Below are 26026 nucleotides of genomic sequence, written 5' to 3'. Positions count from 1 at the left end.
GATTTAATATGATGGCCGTCGAACGCCACCACTGTCCAATCAGGAAGCTATCAATGTCCAACCCGCTACTGCAAAACTATGACCTGCCGCCCTTCAGCGCCATTCGCGCAGAGCACGTCAAGCCTGCTGTCGAGCAGGTCTTGGCCGATAGCCGTGCCCAAGTGGATGCGCTGCTGGCAGCGCCTCCGGCCCAATGGAGCTGGTCTAACCTGGTTGAGCCGTTAGACGACATGGGCGAAAAACTGTCGCGCGCCTGGTCACCGGTCAGCCACCTGAACGCCGTAATGAACAGCGCCGAAATGCGCGAAGCTTATGAAAGTTGCCTGCCGCTGCTTAGCCAATACTTTACCGAGTTAGGGCAAAACCAGGCCCTGTTCGAGGCCTACCAGCAATTGGCCGGCAGCACTGAATTCGCCAGCCTGGATAAAGCTCAACAAACTATCATTGAGCACGCCCTGCGCGACTTCCGTTTGTCCGGTATTGCGCTGCCACCGGCGCAGCAGAGCCGCTACGGCGAATTGCAGATGCGCCTGTCCGAGCTGCAAAGCACATTCTCCAACCAGGTACTGGACGCTACTCAGGCCTGGAGCAAAGAAATCAAGGATGTCGCAGCGCTGGACGGCTTACCCGACTCCGCGCTGGAACAGGCCAAACAGGCCGCTGAGGCGCGCGAGCTGGAAGGCTGGCTCATCACCTTGGACTTCCCCAGTTACTATGCAGTAATGACTTACGCCAACGACCGCGCCCTGCGTGAAGAGGTTTATACCGCGTTCTGCACGCGCGCTTCCGATCAGGGCCCCCATGCTGGCAAGCTGGATAACAGCCCCATCATCGTTGAGATCCTGGCGCTGCGCCAGGAACTAGCCGAGCTGCTTGGCTTTGCCAACTACGCCGAGCTCTCATTAGCCACCAAAATGGCCGACAGTACCGAGCAGGTGCTTGGCTTTCTGCGAGACCTTGGCCAGCGCAGCAAAAGTTACGCTGAAGAGGATCTTGCGGCGCTGCGGGCTTTCGCTGCCGAGCAGGGCTGCAATGACTTGCAACCCTGGGATGCCGGTTTCTACTCCGAGAAACTGCGCCAACACCGCTACGCGATTTCGCAGGAAGTGCTGCGCCCTTATTTCCCGGTCAATACCGTGATCAAAGGCATGTTTGGCGTAGTCCAGAAACTGTACGGCATTGAGCTACGTGAAGTGGAGCAGTTCGACCGCTGGCACGCTGATGCGCGGCTGTTTGAAGTAACCGAAAACGGCGAGGTGATTGGCCGTTTCTTCCTTGATCTTTATGCCCGCTCAAGCAAGCGCGGCGGCGCCTGGATGGACGGCTGTCGTGATCGCCGCCTATTGCCCAACGGAGAACTGCAACGACCCATCGCCTACCTGGTGTGCAACTTCACTCCACCTGCCGGCGGCAAACCTGCGCTGTTGACCCACGATGAAGCCACCACGCTGTTCCACGAATTCGGTCACGGCCTGCATCACCTGCTAACCCGCGTCGATTACGCCTCCGCCAGTGGCATCAATGGCGTGGCTTGGGATGCGGTCGAGCTGCCCAGCCAGTTCATGGAGAACTGGTGCTGGGAGCCTGAGGGGCTGGCGCTGATTTCCGGCCACTTTGAGACCGGCGAGCCTCTGCCACAAGAGTTGCTCGACAAGATGCTCGCAGCCAAGAATTTCCAGTCTGGCATGGGCATGCTGAGGCAGGTTGAGCTCTCACTGTTTGATTTTGAACTGCATGTGCGCAAGCAACCCGAACTGAGCCCGCAACAGGTGTTAGACAAAGTACGTGACGAGACGTCAGTAATGCGCGCGCCTGCTTTCAACCGATTCCAGAATGGTTTTAGCCACATCTTTGCGGGCGGTTATGCAGCGGGCTATTACAGCTACAAATGGGCCGAAGTGCTTTCATCAGATGCCTTTTCACGCTTTGAGGAAGAGGGCGTGTTGAACGAAGCTACAGGCCGTGCTTTCCGCGACAATATTCTCGCACGCGGCGGCAGTGAGGCGCCCATGGCGCTGTTTGTGGCTTTCCGAGGACGCGAGCCCTCTATCGACCCGCTATTGCGCCATCTCGGCCTCTCCGGGGAGGCGGCATGAGCCAGCCGGTTAAACGGTTTATCGCCGGGGCTGTCTGCCCGGCGTGCAGTACCATGGACACCATACGGATGTTTGACGTGGAAGGGGTGCCGCACCGTGATTGCGTAGAATGCGGTTACGCCGACACGCTGGATGAGCGCGGCAACTCGGTGCCCAGCGAGCTGAGCACCCGGGTCAATGCAGCCAAACCCAAAGCGGCCAAACCGTCCACACAGACAGTGCAATTCTTCCCCAATCCTCGCTTGAAAAAAAAGCCTGAGTGAGCCGCACTGGCGCCGTTTAAGCGGCGCCGCGCCACTCAATGCCAATCCCCAACTGCTCGCTCATGCAGGGCCACTGATGCCAGAGTTCGCTACCCGCCTGCGCTTGCTGCGATATATAGGTCTGAAAGTTATCCGAGCTAAAAGCATCTGTCGGCAATAAACCGCTGACCGCTGCGTCTACCGCCGTATCCAGCTGATTGGCAAACTCATCTCCCAATAGCTGATGCACGATCAGATTGGCACGTGTGGTGTCCATCGGGATCAAGGCCTCGCCCCCGTGCGCGAGGTAACGATCGTTTACTTCCTCAACCAGGCGATGCGCCAGATAAGCCTCATCCAGCAGTGCAAGGAGCCCTTGATGCTCTTCCGGTAGGTCCGGCGGCTGCAAAAAGAAAGCTTCCGCCACCTTCAGCACCGGCAGGAGACGGTCGCGCATTTGCGCCGCTTCAGCCACAGCCGCTGCGGCATCCAGTACATCGGGAACCTGCTCAACATAGGCCGTAACAAAGTTGAAGAGCGTATCAACACCATCGTCTTCAATACGAATGGCCGGATGCAGATCAGGCAAGCGCTCAGCCAGCCAGCCACGCAAACGCTGCTGCGCAGCCTCTTGGTTTACCGCCAATTCAACTTGGCGCTTCAAAGCCAACGTGTTCATGTATTTTTCTCCACAACGACAGCCAGATGCTGAAAAAATGAGCCTGGGAGTCAAATAAGATGCAGCTCAAGCTAGCAAACACATGCCAATTCGTCAAAGTGACTCACCATGAGGCATTAGAATTATTTGCAATAACGCAGCAATAGAAATCCACTTTGCCACAAAGCGTGGTGACTGAGACGTTTTATAGCGGCCTTTGGCTATCTTCGCCAGTCACCCAATCAGGTAAAAAAATAACCCGTGGCAACATTGCCAAGCCCGGCTCTGGGTCTATACTCGAATACGTCCGGTAGCCATTGGGGGTACTGACCGGAGAATTGTTAGTGGCATTCTCAGCTGCTTGCTGACTCTGGTCCATCAACTTTGCAGCGACCAAAAGTCGCAGTGTAAAGATGTCCTCGTGTGCCTGGTGAGTGATAAAAACAATAAAGGGGAACCGGGAATGTTGCGATCAGCAATGACCTGGCTGGTTGGCTTGTCTCTGTCCGTCGCTGGCTTTGCTGTCAGTGCCGAATGGGGCGTCAACATGCGGCCGGGCGTCACCGAAGTGAGTAAATCCGTATTCGACCTGCACATGGCCATCTTCTGGATCTGTGTCGTGATCGGCGTCATCGTGTTTGGCGTCATGTTCTGGTCGATGCTGATGCATCGCAAATCCGAGCACAGCAAACCGGCTACCTTTCATGAGAACCTCACAGTCGAGATTCTCTGGACGGTTATCCCCCTCGTTATTCTCATTGTTATGGCGGTGCCTGCCACCAAGACCCTGATCGAGATGTACGATGCCGACGAATCCGACGTCGATATTTTGGTCACCGGTTATCAATGGCGCTGGCAGTACAAGTATGTTGGCGAAGGCGTCAGCTACTTCAGCTCACTGACCACTCCGCGCGATGAAATCAACAACATCTCGCCGAAGAACCCCAATTATCTGCTTGAGGTCGACAACCCACTGGTTGTGCCGATCGGCAAAAAAATCCGCTTCCTGATTACTTCCGCCGACGTCATTCACTCCTGGTGGGTGCCTGCCTTCGCAGTGAAAAAAGACGCCATCCCTGGCTTCGTCAACGAGTCCTGGACGCGTATCGATGAGCCCGGAATCTACCGCGGTCAATGCACCGAGCTCTGCGGCAAAGATCACGGCTTTATGCCTATCGTGGTGGAAGCCAAGACCCAGGAAGATTACGACGCCTGGCTAGCCGAGCAGAAAGAAGCGGCCGCTAAGGAAGCTGAGCTCCGCGAGAAAGACTGGACCTTGGAAGAGCTGGTCGCACGTGGCGAGAAAGTCTACAACTCGGCGTGTGCTTCCTGTCACCAGCCTACTGGTGAAGGCATCCCCCCAATGTTCCCAGCTCTCAAGGGTAGCGACATCGTGCTCAACGATGTGCAAGAACATATCAATACCGTCGTCAACGGCCGTTCAGGCACTGCAATGGCGGCCTTCGGCAAACAACTCTCTGAAGTGGATGCGGCCGCGGTCATTACGTATGAACGCAACGCATGGGGCAACGACACCGGTGAGGTGGTAAGCCCGCTGGACATCCTCAACTTCAAAGACGGCCAATAGGAGACCTGACATGAGTGCAGTGATCGATCACCATCACGCCGACCATGCCCATGGTCCGGCCAAGGGACTGATGCGGTGGGTGCTAACCACCAATCACAAAGACATCGGCTCCATGTACCTGTGGTTCAGTTTCATCATGTTCCTGGCCGGCGGCAGCATGGCCATGGTCATTCGGGCTGAGTTGTTCCAACCGGGATTGCAGTTAGTGCAGCCCGAGTTCTTCAACCAGATGACCACCACGCACGGCCTGATCATGGTGTTTGGCGCCGTGATGCCGGCCTTCGTCGGTTTAGCCAACTGGATGATTCCGTTAATGGTTGGGGCGCCAGATATGGCCCTGCCACGCATGAACAACTTTAGCTTCTGGCTGCTACCGATGGCCTTCGGTTTGTTGCTTTCGACGCTGTTCATGGAAGGTGGCGGGCCGAACTTTGGCTGGACCTTCTACGCGCCTCTCTCCACCACCTACGCACCACCGAGCGTGACCTTCTTCATTTTCGCGATTCACCTTGCGGGCATCAGTTCGATCATGGGCGCGATCAACATCATCGCGACCATCCTCAACCTGCGCGCGCCAGGCATGACCTTGATGAAAATGCCACTGTTCGTCTGGACCTGGCTGATCACCGCATTTCTATTGATCGCAGTAATGCCGGTGCTGGCAGGCGTGGTCACCATGATGCTGATGGATATCCACTTCGGCACCAGCTTCTTTAACGCCGCCGGTGGCGGTGACCCGGTCATGTTCCAGCACATCTTCTGGTTCTTCGGGCACCCCGAGGTGTACATCATGATCCTGCCGGCATTCGGTGCGGTCAGCCAGATCATTCCAACCTTTAGCCGCAAGCCGCTGTTTGGCTACACCTCGATGGTTTACGCCACCGCAGCCATTGCCTTCCTGTCGTTCATCGTGTGGGCGCACCACATGTTCACCGTCGGTATTCCGATCACCGGCGAGCTGTTCTTTATGTACGCCACCATGCTGATCGCCGTACCTACCGGGGTAAAAGTGTTCAACTGGGTGAGCACCATGTTCCGCGGTGCGCTGACCTTTGAAACGCCTATGCTATTTGCCATCGCCTTCGTGATTCTGTTCACCATCGGCGGCTTCTCTGGCCTGATGCTGGCCATCGCTCCGGCGGACTTTCAGTACCACGATACTTACTTTGTGGTGGCTCACTTCCATTATGTACTGGTGCCCGGCGCGATCTTCGGCATATTTGCTTCGGCTTACTACTGGCTGCCCAAATGGACCGGCCACATGTATGACGAAACCCTGGGCAAGACGCATTTCTGGATGAGTTTTATCGGCATGAACCTGGCGTTTTTCCCGATGCACTTTGTTGGCCTTGCCGGCATGCCGAGGCGGATTCCCGATTACAACATCATGTTTGCCAACTTCAACATGGTGTCCTCCATTGGCGCCTTCATGTTCGGGGCAACGCAGCTGCTGTTCCTGTTTATCGTCATCAAGTGCATCAAAGGTGGCCCAAAAGCGGCAGCAAACCCATGGGAAGGTGCAGAAGGTCTGGAGTGGACAGTGCCCTCGCCAGCGCCCTATCACACCTTCACCACACCGCCCGAAGTGAAGTAATCGGAGGCAAACATGAGCGAGCAGCAGTCAAATGCGCGTTTGGTTAAACGCTTGCTCCTAACGGTGGTAGCGATGTTTGCCTTCGGCTTTGCGTTAGTGCCGCTGTATGACGTCATGTGTGATGCCTTAGGCATCAACGGCAAGACCAATGACACGGCCTACCAGCAGGAGAGCGAATATATCGACGAGAGCCGCACACTGCGTGTGCAGTTCCTCGCCACCAATGCCGAGGGCATGAGCTGGTCTTTTGGACCAGAGGCAGATGAGCTGACGCTGCATCCAGGCGAAACGCGGGAGATGCTGTTTCACGCCAGCAATCCAACCGACCAGCCCATGGTGGCGCAAGCCATTCCCAGTGTGGCGCCGTCCAAAGCCGCGGCTTACTTTCACAAAACTGAATGCTTTTGTTTTACCCAGCAGGTGCTACAGCCGGGCGAATCTGTATTGATGCCGGTACGTTTTATCGTCGACCCGGCTTTGCCCAAGGACGTAAAACACCTGACGCTGGCCTACACGCTGTTTGATGTATCGGATCGGATGCCTGAGAAGCTGGCTATATCAGCGCCACAGAGCAACTGAACAAAGACTGCCGGATAAGGAGAACAACAGATGGCGAGTCATGAAACCTACTACGTACCGGCCCAGAGCAAGTGGCCGATCATCGCCTCAGTCGGCTTGTTGCTGACGGTTTTCGGCGGCGGCAGCATGATCAACGGCATGAGCAGTGGCGAAGGCAGCGTCGCCGGCAAGTGGTTTTTGTTCGCCGGCGCCCTGATGATGATTTATATGCTGTTCGGCTGGTTCAGCAATGTGGTGAGAGAGAGCGACCAAGGCCTGTATAGCCCACAAATGGACCGCTCGTTCCGCATGGGCATGGGTTGGTTCATTTTTTCCGAGGTCATGTTCTTCGCGGCTTTCTTTGGCGCGCTGTTTTACGTACGCACCTTTGCCGGCCCCTGGCTGGGCGGCGAAGGTGATAAAGGCGTTACCAACATCCTCTGGCCGGAGTTTCAGTTTGCCTGGCCGCTGATGAGCAACCCTGACCCTAAGGCGTTTCCGGGACCTGCGGAAACCATCGGGCCATGGCAGCTGCCATTACTCAACACCATAATTCTGATCACCTCCAGTGTGACAGTCACCTTTGCACACCACGCTCTGCGCGCTGACAAGCGAGGGGCTACCAAAGCCTGGCTGGGGCTGACCGTACTGCTAGGTGTCATCTTTGTGGTGTTGCAGGCGCTGGAATACCAACACGCTTATCACGAGCTGGGATTGACTCTGAATTCGGGAATTTACGGCTCAACGTTCTTTATGCTGACCGGCTTCCACGGCGCGCACGTCACCATGGGCACGGTCATTCTCGCGGTCATGTTAATTCGCATAACTCGCGGTCACTTTACGCCGGATAAGCACTTTGGGTTTGAGGCAGCCAGTTGGTACTGGCACTTTGTCGATGTGGTTTGGGTGGGGTTGTTCATCTTTGTCTACATTTTCTAACATTACCCAAAACCGTACTGCGTGCTCTGGCTCAATGCAGCCAGGGCGCGCCCCAATTCAACTCACCGGACCAGAAGCCGTAGGCAATCAACGCCATCAACAATACGGTCAATGTGATCCGCAGGGTCAGCGCTTTAACCAAGCGGCCGCCGCGGTTGTCGCTGTCTTTCACCAAAAACAACAACCCGCTGAACAGGCTGCAGACAACTGCGGCCAGCAGAACCAAAATCGCTACTTTCACCCACATGAGCAAACACCCCCTTTTCTTTTTATTCGCGCCAGTATAGCCCTGCAGGATCAACATCGTGATCATGTCTGAACCACTTGTCAGCCGCAGACGTTTTGCGCCGGGCTTGGGGCTCTGGCTGTTCACTTTGGCATTTCTGCCGCTGCTGCTGGGCCTTGGGCTGTGGCAACTCGATCGCGCCGCACAGAAACAGCAGCTGGAACTGCAGATGCTGGAGCGCCAGCAGGCTCCCGCGCTCAGCCTTAACCTACTGGATCACCCACGACCTGCCAACTGGCAGCGTCTGTCCTTAAAAGGCCACTTCGATCAGCAGCGCATCTGGCTGCTAGACAATCGCACCCGTGATGGCGCCGCCGGCGTCGAGGTATTGCAAGCGTTCCGCGATAACAACGGTCAATGGCTGCTGATTAATCGCGGCTGGACGCCTTGGCCGGATCGCCGCGAGGCTATTCAGGTCAGCACGCCCGAAGGCAGTCAGCGGCTGCTTGCCGAAGCGCTACCCGATCCGCAAGCAGGATTTCGCCTGGGCGATGCCAAGGCTGATTCATCTGGCTGGCCACGTCTTATCACGCAGATCAATTTAGCCGAACTGAGTCAGCAGGCAGGTGTGCCGCTCGCCGACTGGCGTGCACGTCTGATCGAACCTAGCGCATCGGCTGCCTTGCGGCTCGACTGGCCGGTGCTACCCATGAGCTCCAGCCGCCACACCGGTTATGCCGTGCAGTGGTTCTGCCTGGCCGGCGCACTGCTTATTTTGTTTGTCTGGGCCGGTTTACGGCCCGAACCCCGGGGGAATAATAAAAATGATGACGAGCATGACCGATAACCCGACCCGCAGGCGCCCACGCGGCCAGCTAAAGCTGCTGGCTATTTCTGCGGTGGTATTTGGCCCCATATTGGTCGCTGGCCTAATGGCGCACTTCCAGGTCGGTATTCCGCAGGATCACTCAAACAAGTCTGATTTAGTCGAGCCAACTATCCAGGTCGATGATTGGCAGCTGACTGCAGCGCCGGTCGGTTATGGCGCATCCTGGCGACTGCTGGTCACCAGCCCTGATGAGTGCGCCGAGGCTTGTCAGCAGCTGGTGCACGAAGCCCGTCAAATCAATGTGGCGGTAGGTCGTGAGGCGGATCGCGTTGAGCACATGCTTGCGACCGGCAGCGCGCTTTCTACCAGCCAACAGCAACAACTTGAAAAACGTTTCCCGCGCCTGCAACAAGCAGAGCTGTCACCCTCGGCCTACAGCAACAGCCTACAACCCCTACCTGCCGCTTGGCAGCAAGGGCCACAGCTTTGGCTGATTGATCCATTGGGGCGTGTGGTACTGCATCAAAACGCCAGTGAGCCCGGCAAATACTTGCTCGATGATCTCAAGCGCCTGCTGAAACTGTCCAAGGTGGGGTAAACATGCGCAAACCCGGATACACATGGGCGTTGATCGGCCTAGTGCTGTGCTTCGCGGTGGTTATTCTTGGCGCTTACACAAGGCTGGTGCATGCTGGGTTGGGCTGCCCGGACTGGCCCGGCTGCTACGGTTTCCTGAGCGTGCCGCAAAGTGCAGGCGCACTGGAGACTGCGCAACTTCGCTTTCCCGACGACCCCGTTGAAGCATTCAAGGCGTGGGCCGAGATGATCCATCGTTACGCCGCCGGTCTGCTAGGATTGGTCATTCTCGGCCTGGCATTATTCAGCCTTAAACAGCGTAACCAAGTGGGTTATCCAACTGCGCTTAGCTTGGGCCTGCTCGCACTGGTTATCTGTCAGGGCCTGTTTGGCATGTGGACAGTCACTCTCAAGCTTTGGCCACAAGTGGTCACCGCACACCTAATCGGCGGCTTCACTACCTTGAGTCTGTTGTTGTTGCTCAGCCTGCGCCTGTCCGGCAGGCTACCGACGTTACCCGCCAGCCCACGTATTGCACGCGTGCGCAATCTGGCGCGCATCACCTTACTGGTGGTGATCGGCCAGATCATGCTCGGTGGTTGGACCAGCACCAATTACGCCGCGGTTGCCTGTATCGACCTGCCCACCTGCCACGGTGAATGGTGGCCAGAGATGGACTTTGCTACTGGCTTCAACCTCCTGCACCAGGAGGTCGGCCCGAATTATCTAGGCGGCATGCTGGAAGGACCGGGGCGCACAGCCATTCATTTCAGTCACCGTATCGGCGCGCTGATCACCACCTTCATGGTGCTCCTGCTGGCCTGGCAACTCTGGCGCAGCCGTCATCCGCTGCTAGCCGGGCTGATCACCTTAGCGTTGGCTGTGCAGGTTGCGCTGGGCATAACCAATGTACTGGCTCACCTACCGCTACCAATCGCAGTCGCGCACAACGGGGTCGCAGCGTTGCTGTTACTCAGCGTCATCAGCGTTAACTATCGATTGCGCGCTCCAGCGAGAGCACGTTTACACATGAATACCAATAGAAGCCGTCGCAGTCTGGCAGGTTCGCTTTAACTGCCCCATACTCAACGCACAATGATAACGGCGGGCTAGACGCGCTGAAGGGGAGATGACCATGACTACAGTGACTAACACGCTGGCGGTTCGTGCCGGCTGGCGCGACTATCTCGAGCTGACAAAACCCAAGGTCGTCGCCTTGATGATCATCACCTCGGCGATCGGCATGCTGCTGGCCAGCGAAGGTGCGGTGCCTTGGCAAACGTTATTGCTCGGCAACCTGGGTATCGCCCTGTGCGCAGGTTCAGCAGCGGCGGTAAACCACGTTGTAGACCGCCGCATTGACCTGCAGATGGCGCGCACTCAGCGCCGTCCCCTAGCGCAAGGCCGGGTTAACCCGCTCAATGCGCTATTGTTCGCCGTCACATTGGGCAGTATCGGCATGGCCATATTGCTGCAGTGGATCAACGCAGTGACAGCGTGGCTAACGCTTGGCTCCCTACTTGGCTACGCGGTGATTTACACCTCGTTCCTCAAGCGCGCCACGCCGCAAAACATCGTCATCGGCGGCCTTGCCGGCGCGGCACCGCCGCTGCTGGGCTGGACCGCTGTCACTGGGCAGATTCAGGCAGAAGGCCTACTGCTGGTATTGATCATCTTCGCCTGGACGCCACCCCACTTTTGGGCGCTGGCAATTCACCGTAAAGCTGAGTACGCCAAGGTAGACATTCCCATGCTGCCGGTCACGCATGGCGAGCGCTATACCAAGCTGCACATTCTGCTGTATACCTTTATCTTGCTGGCCGTCAGCATGCTGCCCTTTGTGATCCACATGAGCGGCGTGCTCTATCTGGTAGTAGCAACCGCACTGGGTCTGCGATTTATCGACTGGGCCTGGGCACTATGGCGAGATAGCCGCCCGCATGCCGCAATAAAGACCTTTAAATTTTCACTGTGGTACCTGCTTTGGCTATTTGTAGCCCTGTTGGTAGACCACTACGCGGGAGTAGCTGGATGGCTTTAAGTGGTGTGCAAAAAACCGTACTGATATGTGCGGCCAGCGTCGCTTTGGTACTGGGCGCCATCATTCACAAGGTAACCCGCCCGGTACCATTCGACAGCAACGCGCTGCAAGAGGCCGGCATGTTTTTGTTCGACAGCCCACGGTCAATTCCGGACGTTAATTTACAGGCGGCTTCCGGCGAGCCATGGAGCACAGCTGATCTTCAAGGCCAATGGGATCTGCTGTTTTTCGGCTACACCTTCTGCCCGGACGTCTGCCCAACAACACTGGCTGACCTGCGTCAACTGAGCGCAAAGTTACCGGCTGAAACACGCGAGCAGTTGCAAGTCACGCTCATCAGCGTAGACCCCAACCGCGACACACCCGAGCAATTGGCAACCTACCTTGACTATTTCAATGCCAACTTTGCCGGTGCAACCGGTGACTCCAGCGAACTGGCGAAACTCGCCAAGGCACTATCCATCGCTTATATCGAGCCGGATACCAGTAACGAAAACTACTTGGTCGATCACAGCGGTCAAGTGGTACTGGTCAACCCGCAAGGCGAGTACGTGGGCTTCATTCGTCCGCCGCTGAAAAATGACCAGCTAGCCAAATGGCTGCCGCGGGTCATGGCTCCCTAACGGCATGCTAGTCCGGGCGCTTCGCGTCCGGTTTTGCCCCGGCGAAGCTATCGTCCTTTGCATACGCGGCAGAGCGGATAACCTTCCCTGATTTACTCGCTACGGCTTCTGCCTGACCATCTTTTTGCGCGCCTGCTCTCGCCCTACTCATCAGCGCAGGAATCACGCGCCCTTCCGGCAAGCCCGCCCAGAAACGCAATGGCATGTGCCCTTGCATGACCTTGGAATTAAGGCGCGCGGGATTAAAAATACTGCTGTAGTAGGTTTGCCAAAGCGGGTCAGCGTTATCGCGCACCGACTCCGCTAACGCAGCCCAATCTGCGGGGCAAGGCTGCCGATGGTGCAGCGTTTCACCGTCATACCAGACCGCATCGCGAGACGAGACTATCAACCATCGCTGGCGGCCTAAACGCTCAGCGAAGTGCAGGCTGGCGCTGGCCAAAATGTCGTGGGCGGGCTCATGCCAGGCGACATAATCCAATCCGCCACGTCCCATTACGGGATGAAAGCGCACAAATGCGTGCAGATGATGCGCTTCACGGCTGACAGATTTAATTCGCCGTTGCAGCTCACTGCCGTCCGGATCGCCAGCTAACATGGCTTGCCGCTCGCCCATAGCAACCCGCCAGAGCACGCGATACAACAGATTCCAGCGGCCAGAAACGCGATACTGCGCAGCACGTTTTAGCTCATCGAGTAGCCTCGCCGGGATGCGCGTCGCTTGTGCCGTTGGCCCCGCCCTGGGAGTGCTAGCGGGTAGCGGCTCAGAGGCGAATAACTGCCGATGGTCGCGGTCTTCCCAGACCACCGCATGCGGCGCGATATCCTGCCTCAACAACTGCCGAGCCTGATCGCGCCAACATTCAAAATCATCCTCACAGCAGAGCACCTGCATATTCTTACCCTCAGCCCCACAACGCCATTTGCGCTGGTTGGTCGCTTAGTTGCCGGCGCAAGACGCTGGATTCCAGCGTGGCCTGAGGTGGGTGATAATCGCTGGTAATGATAAAAGGTTTAGCCTTTTCGATAACACAACGCAGCCGCGCCACATCCTCAAAGCGAATCCGCTTTAGTCGACGCAGGCTGACAATACGCTCGGCTGAGCGCACGCCAATGCCCGGAATCCGAGCGATCAACTGCGGCTCCGCCAGATTCAGGTCGACCGGAAATATATCTCGGTTGGCCAGTGCCCAAGCCAGCTTAGGGTCAATATCCAAGGGCAAATTGCCCTGCGCGCCGATCAGCTCGCTCACTTTGAAACCATAGCCACGCAACAGAAAATCGGCTTGGTAAAGACGATGCTCGCGCAGCAGCGGGGGCGCTTCAAAGGGTACCGATGACGGACTGTTAGGGATCGGGCTGAAGGCCGAATAGTAAACGCGCCGCAAACGGTATTGGCCATATAAACTCTCTGCCGTATGCAGAATGCGACTGTCGTCACTGGCATCGGCACCCACAATCATCTGCGTGCTCTGACCACCGGGGGCGAATTTAGGTGCGCGTTTGTCACTGCGTGACTCCTGTGACGCCGACTCAATGGTGCCCATCGCGTCAGTGATGCTGACTAGCTGCTTTTCGGGAGCCAGGCGAATCAAACTGTCCGGGCTGGGCAGCTCGATATTAACGCTGAGACGGTCGGCATAGCGGCCTGCCTCAGCGATCAACGCAGGGTCGGCTTCGGGAATGGTTTTCAGGTGGATGTATCCACGAAACTGGTGCTCCTCACGCAACACCTTCGCCACACGAATTAACTGCTCCATCGTGTAATCGGGCGACTGGATAATGCCGGAGCTAAGGAACAACCCGCTAACGTAATTGCGCTGATAAAAATCCAGCGTCAGCTTGATCACTTCTTCGGGTGTGAAGCGTGCGCGCGGCACATCGCTCGACCGGCGGTTGACGCAATACTGGCAATCGTAGAGGCAGAAGTTAGTTAGCAGAATTTTCAACAGCGATACACAGCGGCCATCCGGCGTGTAGCTATGACAAATGCCCATACCATTGGTAGCGCCTATCCCGTCTTTACCTTTGGAGCTGCGCTTGGGTGCACCGCTGCTCGCGCAAGAGGCGTCGTACTTTGCCGCATCGGCCAGCACGGTGAGTTTGTCGATCAGCTCCATATCACACCTTCTATACTGTATATAAATACAGCATAAAGAATAGCGAGCAAGCACTCAAGGTACAAACACGGAGGATACAGAGTCCTCGGCAATCGGCCCCACAAACTTGAGCGACGTCAGAGTACCAGTCCCGAATCAATATCCCTTTTTTGGCGCAAGTGACGGGAGATGCGTCGGGCCACTCGCGAATATCGCCCCCCCAACCGAATTCCTGCGTTCCTGGTGACCGCGCGAACCAACTCATCAACCGCTGCGCAACTACCTGCGCATTCACGTGAACGATTACCCCCACGCCCAGTCGTAATTTATAGACGCAAACACTGCGCAACCCCCGCGCGCCGCTCGCTGGCGCCCGCCCCTACCGTGAGGCAAGCATGAGTTCAACAAAGGATCACTCGGGCGTGACAACTGTCGCAACTTACCCGATAGCCATTGAAATCAATGGCAAACCACAGCAACTGGACGTTCATCCCTGGACCACGCTGCTGGATTTGCTCCGTGAGAAAATTGGCCTGACCGGCACAAAGAAAGGCTGCGACCACGGCCAGTGCGGTGCCTGCACCGTGCTGCTCAACGGTAAACGCATCAACTCATGCCTGACCATTGCGGTAATGCACGACGGCGCCAGCCTGACGACCGTTGAAGGTCTAGCCAGCGGCGATGATCTGCATCCCATGCAAGCGGCCTTCGTGAAGCACGATGCCTTTCAGTGCGGTTACTGCACTCCCGGTCAGCTCTGTTCTGCGGTGGGTATGACAGCCGAAGGTCGCGCCGAAACGCCTGACGAGTTGCGCGAACACATGAGCGGCAACCTGTGTCGATGTGGTGCTTACCCCAACATACTGTCGGCCATCGAAGAAGCCATGCCAGCCACCCGCGAACAGCTCGCGCGAGACAAGGGGGTGAGCCGATGAACCCTTTCACCTATGCGCGCCCCACGGGTATTGATGAAGCGGTTAGCCTCTTTACACCCGACAGCCGCTATATCGCGGGCGGCACTAACTTGCTCGATCTGATGAAAGAAAACATCACGCATCCCGAGCAGTTGATCGACATCACCCGTCTGCCGCTAAAAGACATTGAAGAAACAGCCGACGGTGGGTTGCGTATCGGAGCACTGGTCAGCAATTCCGACCTGGCCTGGGACGCGCGTATTGAGCAGCATTATCCGCTGCTCTCAAAAGCCATTCTGGCTGGCGCAACGCCCCAACTGCGCAACATGGCCACCACGGGCGGCAACCTGTTGCAACGTACCCGCTGTTACTACTTTTACGACGCCGATACGCCCTGCAATAAACGTGAGCCGGGTTCCGGTTGTCCCGCGCGCGACGGGTTAAACCGCATTCATGCCATTCTCGGGCACAGTGAACAGTGCATCGCAGTGCACCCCTCAGATATGTGCGTGGGCTTGGCTGCCTTGGATGCGACAGTCATCGTCAAAGGTCGCGATGGCGAGCGGCGTATCGCTTTTGCTGATTTTCATCGTCTGCCCGGCAACGAGCCGGAGCGAGACAACACCTTGGCCGACGGCGAATTGGTTACCGCCGTTGAACTGCCTGCAGAAAATTTCTCCACACACTGCGCTTATCTGAAGATCCGCGACCGGCAATCCTATGCCTTCGCGCTGGTCTCGGTCGCCGCCGCATTGCAGCTCGATGGCGGTGTGATTCGCAACGTGCGAGTGGCGCTCGGCGGAGTTGCCCACAAGCCGTGGCGTAACCCTGAGGCGGAAGCCTTGTTGGTCGGCAGGCCTGCAGACAAAGCCGCGTTCGGCGAACTCGCGGACGCGCTCTTGGCCGGCGCCATTGGTTTTAACGATAACCAGTTCAAAATCAAGCTGGCCCGCCGCGCCATAGTGCGTGCCTTGAGCGATGCTGCAGAAGGAGCCGTCTGATGACTGTTAAAACGTCCCCCGTCGGCAAGCCGTTGGATCGCGTTGACGGCCCGATGAAAGTGCAGGGCCAGGCCAAATACGCTGGCGAATTCCCACTACCCGGCTTGCTCTCCGGCCACATTGTGAACAGCACCATAGCCCGTGGCCGCATCCTGCATATTGATACCCGCGCCGCGCAAGCAGTACCGGGCATTGAAGCGGTTCTCACCCATGAAAACCGCCCTCCGATTGCCAGCTACGACAAACCCTATGAGGACGATGACGCCGCTGATGGCTCGCCGTTCCGGCCCTTATTCAACGACCGCATCCTTTACAACAGCCAGCCAATTGCCTTGGTGGTCGGCGAGAGTCTGGAGCTAGCGCGTTATGCCGCCAGCCTGATCAAGGTCGAGTACGAAACCGAAGAACACGCCACTGATCTGCTGACGAATCTCGATCAGATGAGCACCGCACCCGCCGACCTACCCGGTCCCAGAGGCGACGCCAAGCAGGCGTTGAACAATGCGGCGGTCAAAGTAGAAGTGCAATACACCACGCCGGTTGAGCACCACAACCCTATGGAGCCGCACGCCTCTACCGTGCACTACCTTCCTGATGGCACCTTAGAGGTGTATGACAAAACTCAGGGTGTACAGAACTGTATGCGCTATCTGGAAGACGTATTCGACATGGAAGGACAGATACGCATTCTGACGCCTTTCGTGGGCGGCGCCTTCGGCTCCGGACTGCGTCCGCAACACCAGTTACCGCTGGCGGTCATGGCCGCTCTCAAACTCAAGCGCTCAGTGCGGGTTTCCTTCGCGCGTCAGCAGATGTTTACCTTTGGCTATCGCCCACGCAGCATCCAGCGCCTGACCATTGGAGCGTCCAGCGATGGTCAATTGCAGGCGATCTATCACCAGGCCATTGCCCAGACCTCACGTTTTGAGGACTACACCGAACAGCAGGTCGAATGGTCCGGCATGCTGTACAAGTGCCCCAACGTCACGCTTGATTACCAGCTGGTGCCGTTGGATGTATATACGCCGCTCGACATGCGCGCACCAGGCGGCACCATCGGCGTGTATGCGCTGGAGTGCGCAATGGATGAATTGGCCTACGCCGCGAACATTGATCCGGTTGAGCTACGCCAAAAGAACTTCACTGATTTCAATGCGAATGAAGGCAAGCCTTATTCAAGCAAAGCCCTGCTGGAGTGCTATGAACAGGGCGCCGAACGCTTCGGCTGGTCCAAACGCACCATGGCGCCGCGCAGTATGCAAGATGGCCACCAGTTGATTGGTTGGGGGATGGCGACCGGTATGTGGGAAGCCATGCAAATGCCGGCCAGCGCCAAAGCCTGTATCGATGCCACCGGTAAGCTGATTGTCAGCAGCGCGACCACCGATATTGGCACCGGTACCTATACCGTAATGACGCAGATCGCTGCCGACGCCATGGGCTTTCCGATGGATCAGGTGGAGTTCAAGTTAGGCGATTCGAACATGGCCAAAGCGCCACTGCAAGGTGGCTCATTTACTGTTTCATCAGTGGGCAGTGCGGTGCAAAAGGCCTGTCAGGAACTGCGTATGAAGTTGCTGGATACCGTACAACAAACCCCGGCTTCGCCTTTCAGTGGAAGAACCCCTGACGAAATCGACTTTGCTGACGGTTGGTTGTTTATCAAAGACGCCCCTGAGCAAAAGGTCAAACTGACCGACATTGCCGCCGAAACCGGCGCACTGGAAGTTGAGGCTAGCGTGGAACCCGGCGAGGTACGCGACGGTTACGCCACTGGCACGCATTCGGCAGTGTTCGTCGAGGTAAAAGTTGATGAAGACACCGGCATGGTTAAGGTCAGTCGCGTGGTCAGCGCCGTTGCTGCCGGGCGTGTCGTCAACCCTAAAACCGCCAGCAACCAGATTATGGGTGGCGTGGTATGGGGTGTGAGTCAGGCCCTGCATGAAGAAACCCAGATGGACCACAACCTGGGCCGTTTCATGAATCACAGCCTGGCCGAGTACCACATACCCGTGCAGGCCGACATCGGTGATATCGACGTCATTTTTGTAGAAGAGCATGACGAGATCGTCAATGCTCTAGGCTCCAAAGGCGTGGGTGAAATCGGTATTGTTGGCGTCGCTGCTGCGGTCTCCAATGCGATATTTCACGCGACGGGAAAACGCGTTCGCGATCTGCCGGTGACGCTCGATAAATTGATGTAACACCGGCGCGGCAACAAGCTTAATTCGATCGCCCGGCAAGGCCGCTATTTGCCGGGCAATCGAGGTTGCTGCGCATCAAGCCCTGCGCGGAACGCCGAGTGCCAGCATAAAACACAGTACCGCACACACCACGATGGAAGGCCCTGCGGGGGTATCCAGATGCCACGACATCGTCAGCCCGCCCAATACCGCGACACAACCCAACACACTGGCACCCAAGGCCATCTGCTCCGGCGTGCGTGCGTGACGCTGCGCGGCAGCTGGCGGAATGATAAGCAACGAGGTAATCAGCAGCACACCGACAATTTTCATCGCCACTGCGATCACGATTGCGATAAGCAGCATTAAGGCCAAGCGAATTGCCGTCACCGGCAAACCTTCAACCCGCGCCAGCTCTTCGTGCACCGTGATAGACAACAAACGCCGCCACAACAGACTCATCAGCACCAGCACAATCAGCAAGCCGCCCAGAATCCAATAAAGGTCGTTCAGGGTCATCGCCAGCAAGTCACCGAACAGGTAGGCCATCAGGTCCACCCGTACGTTCTCGGTCAACGCCAATACCACTAAACCGAGCGACAACGTGCCATGCGCAAGAATCCCCAACAAGGTATCGCTGGCCAACCATTCCTTATGCTGCAAAGCCACCAATAACACGGCTATCAGCACGCAGCCGACCGTTACCGCCAGCGTCAAATTCACATCCAGCAACATGCCGAGCGCGACCCCCAGCAGTGCCGAGTGCGACAGGGTGTCGCCAAAATAGGCCATGCGCCGCCAGACCACAAAAGAACCCAACGGCCCGGCAACCAGCGCCAGCGCTAGGCCGGCCAATAACGCGTAAAGCAGAAAATCAGGCATGGTTGCAGTCAGGTCCGTGGCTGTGTTCATGGGGCACGACTTCGCCGTGCATATCGTGGGCATGATCGTGGCGATGGCTGTATACCGCCAAAGCACTGGCCTGCTCACCAAACATGGCAACAAAGGCCGGGTCCATGCTGACCTGCTCGGGATGCCCCGAGCAGCAAACATGGCGATTGATGCACACCACGGTATTGGTGGTGGCCATCACCAGATGCAGGTCATGCGACACCATCAATACCCCGCAGCCGTAACGGTCGCGCAGCCGGGTAATCAGCTGATAAAGCTCAATCTGACCGTTTACATCCACGCCCTGCACAGGCTCATCCAGCACCAGCAGATCAGGTTCACGCAATAGCGCGCGGGCCAGCAAAATACGCTGCAATTCACCGCCCGATACCTGCTGCAACGGCCGCTCCAACAGATGCTCTGCGCCTACCTCAACCAGTGCCGCGTGGGCCGCGGCTTTCTTCGCACCGGGCGCCAATAGCAGAAAACGTTGCACGGTCAGCGGTAGCGACGCATCAATCTGCAGCTTCTGCGGCATATAACCGATGCGTAACTTCGGCTGTCGGCTGACCTGCCCGGAGGAGGCCTTCAACAGCCCCAGAACAATTCGCACCAAGCTGGTTTTACCGGCGCCGTTGGGGCCGATCAGCGTAACAATCTCACCGCGCTTAACCTGCAAACTAACGCGTTCCAGCACATCGGTGCCGTGTAATCGCAGGCTGACGTCCTGTAGCGACAGCAGTGGTTTACTCACGCTGCCTCCTGGCACTGAGCGCACAGGCCGCTGATTTCGACCGTCTCGCCTTGCACGGTAAAACCGTGGGCATTCGCTTCACCGGCAATCGCCTGGGTAATCGCAGAGGCGTCCAGCTCGATAGCGATGTGACAGTTGAGGCAAATCAGAAACTGGCCTTCGTGCCTGTGTTCCGGGCTGGCGCAGCCAATAAAAGCATTAAGCGATGCAATCCGGTGCACCAGGCCTTGCTCCTGCAAGAAATCCAGCGCCCGGTACACCGTGGGTGGCGCGGCACGGCGGCCATCGTCACGCGAGAGGGTTTCTAAAATATCGTAGGCGCCCAACGGCTTATGGCTTTGCCATACCAGCTCCAAAACCCGTTTGCGCAGCACCGTAAAGCGCGCACCTTCACGTGCGCAGACCTGCTCGGCAGCATCCAGGGCGTGACTCACACAGCGGCTGTGGTCGTGCGGCTGCTGCGCTTCTTGTGGGGAGAGAAACTCGGTCATGGCGTAATCCTGTCTGGCATCACTGCGAAAACGTTAGCTATGCAGCGTCAATTGAGCTGTTATCATATAACACTTTACTGTTCAGAGGTATGTCCCACCATGTCGTCATTTCGCCTGTTTGCTGCCTTGTGCGGGCTGCTGCTCACTTGCACCGCCCACGCCGACCAGGTGCGCGTACTCGCTTCTATCAAGCCAGTACAACAGATTGCCGCCGCCGTACTTGACGGCATAGACACGCCCGCCGCGCTGCTCCCCGCCGGCGCCTCCCCGCATTCCTTTGCGCTACGGCCATCAGACCGGCGTGCTCTGGCCAGTGCCGAGCGCATTTATTGGGTCGGCCCCTCGCTGGAGCTGTTTCTTGAAAGCACACTGCACGATCTGCCTAGCGCGCGGCAGTTGGCCGAGATACCCAGCCTGCCATTGCGTCACTATGACGAAGATAACGAGGTGCACGCAGATGAGCATGGGCACGAAGACCATGATCACGGTCCCGGCAGCATCGACCCACACATCTGGTTATCTCCGGCAAACGCCATCATCATCGCCCGCTGGATGAAAGACGACCTTGCACCGCTATACCCCCAGCAGCAAAGCAAACTGGAAGCGAATCTCGCCGTCTTTGAACAGCGCATCCAAGCGCTTGAGCAACAATTGAATAGCCGCTTCGCACCGCTCAAGAGCAAGCCCTACTTCGTATTTCACGACGGTTACGGCTATCTGGAAAGCTACCTGGGATTGCAGCACAGCGGTGTTTTCAGCCTGGCCCACGAGATTCAACCCGGCGCACGTCACGTCAATGAGTTACGCACCACCCTAAGCGAAGCTGCGCCCGCCTGTGTATTCAGCGAGCCGCAGTTTGCACCCCGCTTGGTCAACAGCTTGACTGTCGACCTGCCAATACAAAGCGCTCAGCTGGACCCCATGGGAGCCGCAGTGCCAGTCGGCCCACGGGGTTACGAACAGCAGCTTACCGCCATGACCGATGTGTGGGCCGGCTGCTTGGAAAAACTCTAATCGCGGCGTATTAAGCAGCAGAGACTAGCGCCTGCCTGCGCCGCCAAAAGCGCAGGCAGGCCCAAGCGCAGATCGAGAGTTCTATTACAAAGGTCCAGTGCGCCATGTAGTTGAGCCACCAAGGCTTGAAGCGCGCAGGCACAGTGACCAGGGCATAACGTTGGTCCACAAAAGGTGCCAGCCACCAGATGTCACCCGCCAGCGTATCCAGAATCACGTGCAGCAAACCGCCCAGACTGAATACCAGCAGCAACCAGCCGACCACCGACGTACGCGCCAACCAACACCAGCCCAGCGACACCGCAGTGAGGCATAGCCACAACAACGGCCAGTGGCTTATGTAGCGGTGATGATGCACCTGCCCATGATCCACAAAGAAGAAATACAGCATGTCGAAATCCGGAGCCACCGCTCCCAGCATGCCGGCGGCAATCACCCACGACGCCTTCACAGGCACATTACGCACTCGCTCCAGCAAGTAGGTAGAGAGAATATAGCCGGAGGGCAGGTGTGCAATCAGCATCGGGATCTAGCGCCTATTCAACAAGGGGGCTTACGGGCAATAAATACTGCCACGTCAGCCTCTGACTACGCCGCTTGGCAGTGGTTCTCAACAGCCAAACAGAAAATGCAGCGCTTACCAACAACCAAGTGATAGGCACAGCAACTAGATTCATAAGCCTTGGATAACAATGGAAGGGGCCACCCGAAGGGCCACTGCGGAGTGCTAAACACTCTCTCCCATACCGGTATCTTTGCCATCCAGACTCCGCAGGTTTTTCTCCGACCAATAAGCTTCCACGCCGTCTTTGCCACGGCCATCGGCCCATTTGGTAAGCGTGTCGCGCTCGGCTTTGAACTCATAGAAGGGCACGGCAAAACCGCAGGAGATTTGCACCAGATCGATATCCAGATCGAACAGCTGTCGTGCACCCGTGTACTGCGGGAACTGTTGAATCAGCTCAGGCCATTTGGGGTGATCAGGGTAAACAACCTCGGCCTTACCATATACCCGCAGAATCAGCGGTTGCTTATCAAACGAGCAAAACATGATGGTCAAACGCGGCAACTCAAGCACATGCGCGGCGGTTTCATTGCCGCTACCCGTCAGGTTTAGCCATACCAACCGGTTAGGCCCCAGCACTCGTAAACTGTCCATCCCCTTGGGCGATACATTGACTAGGCCGTCTGCCGCAGCAGAGCCGACAAAAAACAGATGCTGCTCTGCAATGAAATCCCGATGCTCTGCCTGCAACTCAGCGTATTTCTGTGACACCGCAATCACTCCTGTGCAAATTACTCCGCGCGCTGGCGCCGCGCTTACCGCGCCTTCAGATGCCGCAGTCAGGCACGACCAAAGCCCAAAAACGATTTGAGCTTGGCGCCCCACTTCTTTTCATAGAACGGCGTAGTCTCGTTAATAAAATACTCACTAAGGCCCTCTTCACCGGGCGTAACGCGGCAGAGATCAACCGGCTCTCCCTCGGCAGCCAGATCACCCGCAACATTGCCGGCAGCGTTAATCACTTTCTCGGCATCGCCGTCAGCTTCAACCCCAATAATCAGGTGGGCTTTTTCGTCTACAGAGGGGTCATGCATCAAGGCCAGATACGCACGTTGCACGTTGCTATTAAGGGCAAACAGCTGCGTGAGTGAGTCCACCAGCTTGCTCGGATACTCGGCAGGCTGGCCCAACAGCACCTGAGTCTCCTTTTCGACAACCCGCTGCTCTGGCATGCGGCTAACGCCGTGGTTCAGCAGCTGCTCCACCTCGGCGGGCACGAACTCCTTGCCGTAATCCGATTTGGGGTTAAGCATAAGGGTAGCGCCAAGAGTCATCTCAAACAGCGAACGCACCGGCAGCTCCATATAGGTCTGCTCTTCATCGATGGATTGCTGGAGTACCGCTAGCGAGGTGAAAAAAGGAATCACCGGCGAACCATCAGTCCTCTCCCAATGCTGAATCTGCACCTCGCTGCCGGCCTCGAGATTCACTTGGCCTTCGCCCTCTACCTGCCCGGTCGTACCCAGCAGAAAAACCTGTGCCTCTAGCAACGCGTCACAAAACGCCGGCCGGTGCGCCGGCTCGTCTGCGGCCAGCCGCAAGAGCTCTTCGAGTGGGTTTTCTTCCTGTGCTTGCATTGTTGGCCCTTCCGGTGAAGCTGACTGGAGAGGAAATAATAGCGGTTCTGCGGTCGTAATGGAGCGGCAAGAATCACACAACATCACAAGAAAGCGGCAAACGCCCATGCGCACGACCATCAGCTAAGCGGCAGCGCCGCTCATCAACGCCACAAGCCAGGTTAGCCAAATACCTAAAGCGATCAGTGACACCAAGCCAACCATGGAGACCACGAAATGCGTCAGCAACCCAGCGTCCTCATGCTGGCTGATACTTTCCCGAGGATAAGAGCCCAAGGTCAAAACACGGCAAACGGGCCAGCCCGCATACCAGCCAATCACGTGAACGAACACCTCCCAGATCAGCCAGATAAGCGCGCGAACCACAAAGCCCAGCGTCCGGAGGATTGTTTTTGCGGCGGCTTCTGCTAGCTCTTCCAAGGGGGCCGGTCTCGGGTAAGTATGAATTTCACTCTGAGTAAAAGGTAAATGTTGGTGGCACAAAAATAACGATCGCGCGTTATCTTCCGACAAGGGCCAGCTCGTAATACTTACGATTGAATCTTTGCCGGTGCGGGCTACGTGATGCTGCCCAGACTAATGCGCTGTTTAACGAGGCTGTAGAAAAACTATCAAACCTCTTTACCAAGCTTTCCCTACGAGAAATCTAAGAATATATTTGATGCCGAATGCCTCAAATTTCAAAAATAGACGCTATTTTTAGATCATTTATTGCTCAATTTTAGGTCAGAATTATCTTCTGAGCTTTTTCTACAGCCTCAACGCCTCAATAACCTGCGCAGCCTTGCAGAGTCCGGGGCCGAAGACGCGTAGTTAATTGATTTGTTAGTTGTCGATTTACTCACTTCAAGGTCGACAAGCACCTATTCAATACCTGCTGATTACCAATTATTATCAGTTTTAACTTCTTTCTAGTGCGAGTAATATTCTGGAACAGCATTTTCACTGAGTCATAATAAGTTATTGAGTTATATGTTAATAACCCACTAGAGTCATAAGAAAAATGCTGATCAATAACGACAGCAACATTATCGAACTCCTGACCAATCACTCGGTGAGAATTTTGGCTGCAAACCTGAGAGTATGATTCGTGATGTTCGGTGTTGAATCGAGAAGGGGTTAGCCTAAGAACTTCCCATCCTTCACTTGCAACTAATTCAAGATAGTTTTTAACATTTGAAGAGTCAGTAAAGTACTCAAAATCAATATTTTCACTATTTGAAACTGAAATATTATTTCTCTTGCTATTGAAGAGGATCTTTATGAAATTAGCAATTTCTTTGTTTGTTCTTATTTTTTCTGACAATTTGTATTTTTTTAAACTTCCGATGGCATTAATTTTGGTTCATCACGTATGTCCGGGGAACGCGGCCTTGATCTTCAGGAAGAAGTAATCGGTGTCGCGGTACCCATAGGCCATGCGCTTGATCACTTTGATCTTATTGTTGATCCCCTCAAGCTGGCCGGTATGCATCGGCCAACGCACCCTAGCCAGAATCCCTCTCCAGTAAGGCTTAAGCACTTCAGCGAAGTGCATCAAAGCCGGAATGCCGCTCTCAGCAGCATGGGCATGCCATTGCTGCCACCGTCTTCGCCATTCCCAAGCGTCAGGTGCTGTCCAGAGCGAGCGTAGACTTTCCTTCATCACGTGAACCGTCATGATGGGCTGGTTCGCTTGCAGCACTTCATCAAGCCGAACCTGCTCGCGCTCGTTGAGCGAGGCTGGATTACGAAGCAGCAGCCAGTGAGCCTGCTTCACCACCCGTCGTGCGGGGCGGTCGTGGCGTAGCTGATTGGCGGCGTCCACTCGCACGCGACTGATGACCTCCCGGCCATACTTGGCAATGACATGGAACAGATCGTAAACCACACGTGCGCGGGGGCATCGAGCTCGAACCTCGAGATCGAAAGCGGTATTCATATCCATGGCCACCGCTTCGATACGGGCGCAGCCTTCTGGTCCAAGCTGTTCAAAAAAGGGCCGAATGGCCCGGCGGCTGCGGTCCTGGGCCACGTATAGAACCCGACGTGTATCGGCATCGAGGATCACACTGGCGTAGCGATGCCCCTTAAATAGGGCGAACTCATCCATGATTAGGCGGCGCGGTTGGGCCGTCGGAAGTGATGCCACAAGGGACTGGAGACGCTGATGATCCAGGCGTCTGACCGTGCTCCAATGCAGACCAAACATGTCTGCCACGTGCGCCACCGGTAACCGAGCGCAGCATTCTGCAGCCGCCTGAGCCAGCCGCTTAGTCAGGCGCGCGTGTTTATCAAGCCAGCTCACCTGTTGCAGGCAGTGCCCGCAGTCAGGGCATTCCAGGCGATACAGAATCAGATCGAGAATAACGGGATGACCGAGCATGGGAAGGTCGCGTACGCGACGTCTAACTCGCTCATGTATCTGGCGGCAAGGCTTGGCGCAGCCACCGCAGGTAAGTGATGAGTCATCAGGAGTCAGCGAAACGCAGACGTGGCCGTCGAGAAGTTGTAAATCGAGGACGTAGAAGTCCTTCCAGAACGGCAGCCAATCGGTATGATCAAGCATGAGACGGTGCTCTCGGATT

At 56.5% G+C, this 26026-nt stretch carries 27 protein-coding genes; 15 read left to right on the top strand and 12 right to left on the bottom strand.

Annotated features, from left to right (window positions below):
* The first annotated feature begins 53 nt into the window (after window positions 1–53).
* Window positions 54–2096: an oligopeptidase A gene (prlC, locus tag AC1XYH_RS18160; RefSeq protein WP_483324520.1), complete on the top strand. Its 2043-nt coding sequence runs from the start codon at window positions 54–56 to the stop codon at window positions 2094–2096.
* Window positions 2093–2359, top strand: a complete 267-nt coding sequence (locus tag AC1XYH_RS18155; protein WP_483324519.1) for a YheV family putative zinc ribbon protein — start codon at window positions 2093–2095, stop codon at window positions 2357–2359. The genes prlC and AC1XYH_RS18155 overlap by 4 nt, the downstream gene beginning before the upstream one ends.
* A 16-nt stretch (window positions 2360–2375) precedes the next feature.
* Here the strand turns inward: AC1XYH_RS18155 and AC1XYH_RS18150 are convergent, their stop codons facing one another.
* A complete protein-coding gene (locus tag AC1XYH_RS18150) occupies window positions 2376–3017 on the bottom strand; it encodes a hypothetical protein (protein ID WP_483324518.1) in 642 nt (213 codons plus the stop codon).
* A gap of 442 nt (window positions 3018–3459) precedes the next feature.
* Between AC1XYH_RS18150 and coxB the strand changes: the two genes are divergently transcribed.
* The 4 genes from coxB to AC1XYH_RS18130 are packed head-to-tail and all read left to right on the top strand — an operon-like array spanning window position 3460 to window position 7675.
* Entirely contained in the window at window positions 3460–4584 is a 1125-nt protein-coding gene (gene coxB / locus AC1XYH_RS18145) for a cytochrome c oxidase subunit II (RefSeq protein WP_483324517.1), read from the top strand.
* 10 nt (window positions 4585–4594) lie between these two features.
* Window positions 4595–6178, top strand: a complete 1584-nt coding sequence (gene ctaD, locus AC1XYH_RS18140) for a cytochrome c oxidase subunit I (protein ID WP_483324516.1) — start codon at window positions 4595–4597, stop codon at window positions 6176–6178.
* A gap of 12 nt (window positions 6179–6190) precedes the next feature.
* Window positions 6191–6757 (top strand): cytochrome c oxidase assembly protein, encoded by a 567-nt coding sequence (locus tag AC1XYH_RS18135; protein WP_483324515.1) that lies wholly within the window; start codon window positions 6191–6193, stop codon window positions 6755–6757.
* A gap of 30 nt (window positions 6758–6787) precedes the next feature.
* A complete protein-coding gene (locus AC1XYH_RS18130) occupies window positions 6788–7675 on the top strand; it encodes a cytochrome c oxidase subunit 3 (protein WP_483324514.1) in 888 nt (295 codons plus the stop codon).
* A 31-nt stretch (window positions 7676–7706) separates the two neighbouring features.
* Here the strand turns inward: AC1XYH_RS18130 and AC1XYH_RS18125 are convergent, their stop codons facing one another.
* Entirely contained in the window at window positions 7707–7922 is a 216-nt protein-coding gene (locus tag AC1XYH_RS18125) for a twin transmembrane helix small protein (RefSeq protein ID WP_483324513.1), read from the bottom strand.
* Window positions 7923–7986: 64 nt separating this feature from the next.
* Here AC1XYH_RS18125 and AC1XYH_RS18120 point away from each other — a divergent pair, with 64 nt between their 5' ends.
* From AC1XYH_RS18120 to AC1XYH_RS18100, 5 genes are all read left to right on the top strand, one after another.
* A complete protein-coding gene (locus AC1XYH_RS18120) occupies window positions 7987–8748 on the top strand; it encodes an SURF1 family protein (RefSeq protein ID WP_483324512.1) in 762 nt (253 codons plus the stop codon).
* Complete coding sequence (locus AC1XYH_RS18115; protein WP_483324511.1) at window positions 8738–9328, top strand: hypothetical protein; 591 nt, start codon at window positions 8738–8740, stop codon at window positions 9326–9328. Before AC1XYH_RS18120 ends, AC1XYH_RS18115 begins: the two co-directional genes overlap by 11 nt.
* A gap of 2 nt (window positions 9329–9330) precedes the next feature.
* Window positions 9331–10380, top strand: coding sequence for a COX15/CtaA family protein (locus AC1XYH_RS18110; RefSeq protein ID WP_483324510.1), 1050 nt, complete (start codon window positions 9331–9333; stop codon window positions 10378–10380).
* Window positions 10381–10441: 61 nt separating this feature from the next.
* Window positions 10442–11347: a heme o synthase gene (gene cyoE, locus AC1XYH_RS18105; protein WP_483324509.1), complete on the top strand. Its 906-nt coding sequence runs from the start codon at window positions 10442–10444 to the stop codon at window positions 11345–11347.
* Window positions 11338–11970, top strand: a complete 633-nt coding sequence (locus AC1XYH_RS18100; RefSeq protein WP_483324508.1) for an SCO family protein — start codon at window positions 11338–11340, stop codon at window positions 11968–11970. The genes cyoE and AC1XYH_RS18100 overlap by 10 nt, the downstream gene beginning before the upstream one ends.
* A 7-nt stretch (window positions 11971–11977) precedes the next feature.
* Here AC1XYH_RS18100 and AC1XYH_RS18095 read toward each other — a convergent pair whose 3' ends face one another.
* Window positions 11978–12865, bottom strand: a complete 888-nt coding sequence (locus AC1XYH_RS18095; RefSeq protein WP_483324507.1) for a TIGR03915 family putative DNA repair protein — start codon at window positions 12863–12865, stop codon at window positions 11978–11980.
* A gap of 10 nt (window positions 12866–12875) precedes the next feature.
* Window positions 12876–14090 (bottom strand): putative DNA modification/repair radical SAM protein, encoded by a 1215-nt coding sequence (locus AC1XYH_RS18090; protein WP_483324506.1) that lies wholly within the window; start codon window positions 14088–14090, stop codon window positions 12876–12878.
* Between the two features lie 374 nt (window positions 14091–14464).
* On the opposite strand from AC1XYH_RS18090, the gene AC1XYH_RS18085 reads away from it, so the two are divergent.
* Genes AC1XYH_RS18085 through AC1XYH_RS18075 form a run of 3 tightly spaced genes read left to right on the top strand, consistent with a single transcriptional unit; the run spans window position 14465 to window position 18188 of the window.
* Window positions 14465–15004, top strand: coding sequence for a (2Fe-2S)-binding protein (locus AC1XYH_RS18085; protein ID WP_483324505.1), 540 nt, complete (start codon window positions 14465–14467; stop codon window positions 15002–15004).
* A complete protein-coding gene (locus AC1XYH_RS18080; RefSeq protein ID WP_483324504.1) occupies window positions 15001–15984 on the top strand; it encodes an FAD binding domain-containing protein in 984 nt (327 codons plus the stop codon). Before AC1XYH_RS18085 ends, AC1XYH_RS18080 begins: the two co-directional genes overlap by 4 nt.
* Entirely contained in the window at window positions 15984–18188 is a 2205-nt protein-coding gene (locus AC1XYH_RS18075) for a xanthine dehydrogenase family protein molybdopterin-binding subunit (protein ID WP_483324503.1), read from the top strand. Before AC1XYH_RS18080 ends, AC1XYH_RS18075 begins: the two co-directional genes overlap by 1 nt.
* A 75-nt stretch (window positions 18189–18263) precedes the next feature.
* Here AC1XYH_RS18075 and znuB read toward each other — a convergent pair whose 3' ends face one another.
* The 3 genes from znuB to AC1XYH_RS18060 are packed head-to-tail and all read right to left on the bottom strand — an operon-like array spanning window position 18264 to window position 20303.
* The gene (znuB, locus tag AC1XYH_RS18070; protein WP_483326413.1) at window positions 18264–19049 is read right to left on the bottom strand and encodes a zinc ABC transporter permease subunit ZnuB; all 786 of its coding nucleotides are present in this window, start codon (window positions 19047–19049) and stop codon (window positions 18264–18266) included.
* Window positions 19042–19812, bottom strand: coding sequence for a zinc ABC transporter ATP-binding protein ZnuC (gene znuC / locus AC1XYH_RS18065; protein WP_483324502.1), 771 nt, complete (start codon window positions 19810–19812; stop codon window positions 19042–19044). Before znuC ends, znuB begins: the two co-directional genes overlap by 8 nt.
* The gene (locus tag AC1XYH_RS18060) at window positions 19809–20303 is read right to left on the bottom strand and encodes a Fur family transcriptional regulator (protein ID WP_483324501.1); all 495 of its coding nucleotides are present in this window, start codon (window positions 20301–20303) and stop codon (window positions 19809–19811) included. Before AC1XYH_RS18060 ends, znuC begins: the two co-directional genes overlap by 4 nt.
* A gap of 99 nt (window positions 20304–20402) precedes the next feature.
* Here AC1XYH_RS18060 and AC1XYH_RS18055 point away from each other — a divergent pair, with 99 nt between their 5' ends.
* Window positions 20403–21317, top strand: a complete 915-nt coding sequence (locus AC1XYH_RS18055; protein ID WP_483324500.1) for a zinc ABC transporter substrate-binding protein — start codon at window positions 20403–20405, stop codon at window positions 21315–21317.
* A 10-nt stretch (window positions 21318–21327) separates the two neighbouring features.
* Here AC1XYH_RS18055 and AC1XYH_RS18050 read toward each other — a convergent pair whose 3' ends face one another.
* From AC1XYH_RS18050 to AC1XYH_RS18030, 5 genes are all read right to left on the bottom strand, one after another.
* Window positions 21328–21840: a metal-dependent hydrolase gene (locus AC1XYH_RS18050; RefSeq protein WP_483324499.1), complete on the bottom strand. Its 513-nt coding sequence runs from the start codon at window positions 21838–21840 to the stop codon at window positions 21328–21330.
* 204 nt (window positions 21841–22044) lie between these two features.
* The gene (locus AC1XYH_RS18045; RefSeq protein WP_483324498.1) at window positions 22045–22593 is read right to left on the bottom strand and encodes a pyridoxamine 5'-phosphate oxidase family protein; all 549 of its coding nucleotides are present in this window, start codon (window positions 22591–22593) and stop codon (window positions 22045–22047) included.
* A gap of 68 nt (window positions 22594–22661) precedes the next feature.
* A complete protein-coding gene (gene sseB / locus AC1XYH_RS18040) occupies window positions 22662–23459 on the bottom strand; it encodes an enhanced serine sensitivity protein SseB (protein WP_483324497.1) in 798 nt (265 codons plus the stop codon).
* A gap of 123 nt (window positions 23460–23582) precedes the next feature.
* Window positions 23583–23879: a hypothetical protein gene (locus tag AC1XYH_RS18035; RefSeq protein ID WP_483324496.1), complete on the bottom strand. Its 297-nt coding sequence runs from the start codon at window positions 23877–23879 to the stop codon at window positions 23583–23585.
* A 928-nt stretch (window positions 23880–24807) separates the two neighbouring features.
* Window positions 24808–26007, bottom strand: a complete 1200-nt coding sequence (locus AC1XYH_RS18030) for an ISL3 family transposase (RefSeq protein ID WP_182250114.1) — start codon at window positions 26005–26007, stop codon at window positions 24808–24810.
* Window positions 26008–26026 lie beyond the last annotated feature (19 nt).

The organism is Pseudomonas sp. GW-45 (genome assembly GCF_056896675.1).
This window is presented reverse-complemented; position numbering and strand designations above follow the sequence as displayed.

Excerpts from the sequence above, each read along its gene's own strand:
- prlC (WP_483324520.1), top strand. The coding sequence starts at position 54 with ATGTCCAACCCGCTACTGCAAAACTATGACCTGCCGCCCTTCAGCGCC.
- AC1XYH_RS18155 (WP_483324519.1), top strand. The coding sequence starts at position 2,093 with ATGAGCCAGCCGGTTAAACGGTTTATCGCCGGGGCTGTCTGCCCGGCG.
- AC1XYH_RS18150 (WP_483324518.1), bottom strand. The coding sequence starts at position 3,017 with ATGAACACGTTGGCTTTGAAGCGCCAAGTTGAATTGGCGGTAAACCAA.
- coxB (WP_483324517.1), top strand. The coding sequence starts at position 3,460 with ATGTTGCGATCAGCAATGACCTGGCTGGTTGGCTTGTCTCTGTCCGTC.
- ctaD (WP_483324516.1), top strand. The coding sequence starts at position 4,595 with ATGAGTGCAGTGATCGATCACCATCACGCCGACCATGCCCATGGTCCG.
- AC1XYH_RS18135 (WP_483324515.1), top strand. The coding sequence starts at position 6,191 with ATGAGCGAGCAGCAGTCAAATGCGCGTTTGGTTAAACGCTTGCTCCTA.
- AC1XYH_RS18130 (WP_483324514.1), top strand. The coding sequence starts at position 6,788 with ATGGCGAGTCATGAAACCTACTACGTACCGGCCCAGAGCAAGTGGCCG.
- AC1XYH_RS18125 (WP_483324513.1), bottom strand. The coding sequence starts at position 7,922 with ATGTGGGTGAAAGTAGCGATTTTGGTTCTGCTGGCCGCAGTTGTCTGC.
- AC1XYH_RS18120 (WP_483324512.1), top strand. The coding sequence starts at position 7,987 with ATGTCTGAACCACTTGTCAGCCGCAGACGTTTTGCGCCGGGCTTGGGG.
- AC1XYH_RS18115 (WP_483324511.1), top strand. The coding sequence starts at position 8,738 with ATGACCGATAACCCGACCCGCAGGCGCCCACGCGGCCAGCTAAAGCTG.
- AC1XYH_RS18110 (WP_483324510.1), top strand. The coding sequence starts at position 9,331 with ATGCGCAAACCCGGATACACATGGGCGTTGATCGGCCTAGTGCTGTGC.
- cyoE (WP_483324509.1), top strand. The coding sequence starts at position 10,442 with ATGACTACAGTGACTAACACGCTGGCGGTTCGTGCCGGCTGGCGCGAC.
- AC1XYH_RS18100 (WP_483324508.1), top strand. The coding sequence starts at position 11,338 with ATGGCTTTAAGTGGTGTGCAAAAAACCGTACTGATATGTGCGGCCAGC.
- AC1XYH_RS18095 (WP_483324507.1), bottom strand. The coding sequence starts at position 12,865 with ATGCAGGTGCTCTGCTGTGAGGATGATTTTGAATGTTGGCGCGATCAG.
- AC1XYH_RS18090 (WP_483324506.1), bottom strand. The coding sequence starts at position 14,090 with ATGGAGCTGATCGACAAACTCACCGTGCTGGCCGATGCGGCAAAGTAC.
- AC1XYH_RS18085 (WP_483324505.1), top strand. The coding sequence starts at position 14,465 with ATGAGTTCAACAAAGGATCACTCGGGCGTGACAACTGTCGCAACTTAC.
- AC1XYH_RS18080 (WP_483324504.1), top strand. The coding sequence starts at position 15,001 with ATGAACCCTTTCACCTATGCGCGCCCCACGGGTATTGATGAAGCGGTT.
- AC1XYH_RS18075 (WP_483324503.1), top strand. The coding sequence starts at position 15,984 with ATGACTGTTAAAACGTCCCCCGTCGGCAAGCCGTTGGATCGCGTTGAC.
- znuB (WP_483326413.1), bottom strand. The coding sequence starts at position 19,049 with ATGCCTGATTTTCTGCTTTACGCGTTATTGGCCGGCCTAGCGCTGGCG.
- AC1XYH_RS18060 (WP_483324501.1), bottom strand. The coding sequence starts at position 20,303 with ATGACCGAGTTTCTCTCCCCACAAGAAGCGCAGCAGCCGCACGACCAC.
- AC1XYH_RS18055 (WP_483324500.1), top strand. The coding sequence starts at position 20,403 with ATGTCGTCATTTCGCCTGTTTGCTGCCTTGTGCGGGCTGCTGCTCACT.
- AC1XYH_RS18050 (WP_483324499.1), bottom strand. The coding sequence starts at position 21,840 with ATGCTGATTGCACACCTGCCCTCCGGCTATATTCTCTCTACCTACTTG.
- sseB (WP_483324497.1), bottom strand. The coding sequence starts at position 23,459 with ATGCAAGCACAGGAAGAAAACCCACTCGAAGAGCTCTTGCGGCTGGCC.
- AC1XYH_RS18030 (WP_182250114.1), bottom strand. The coding sequence starts at position 26,007 with ATGCTTGATCATACCGATTGGCTGCCGTTCTGGAAGGACTTCTACGTC.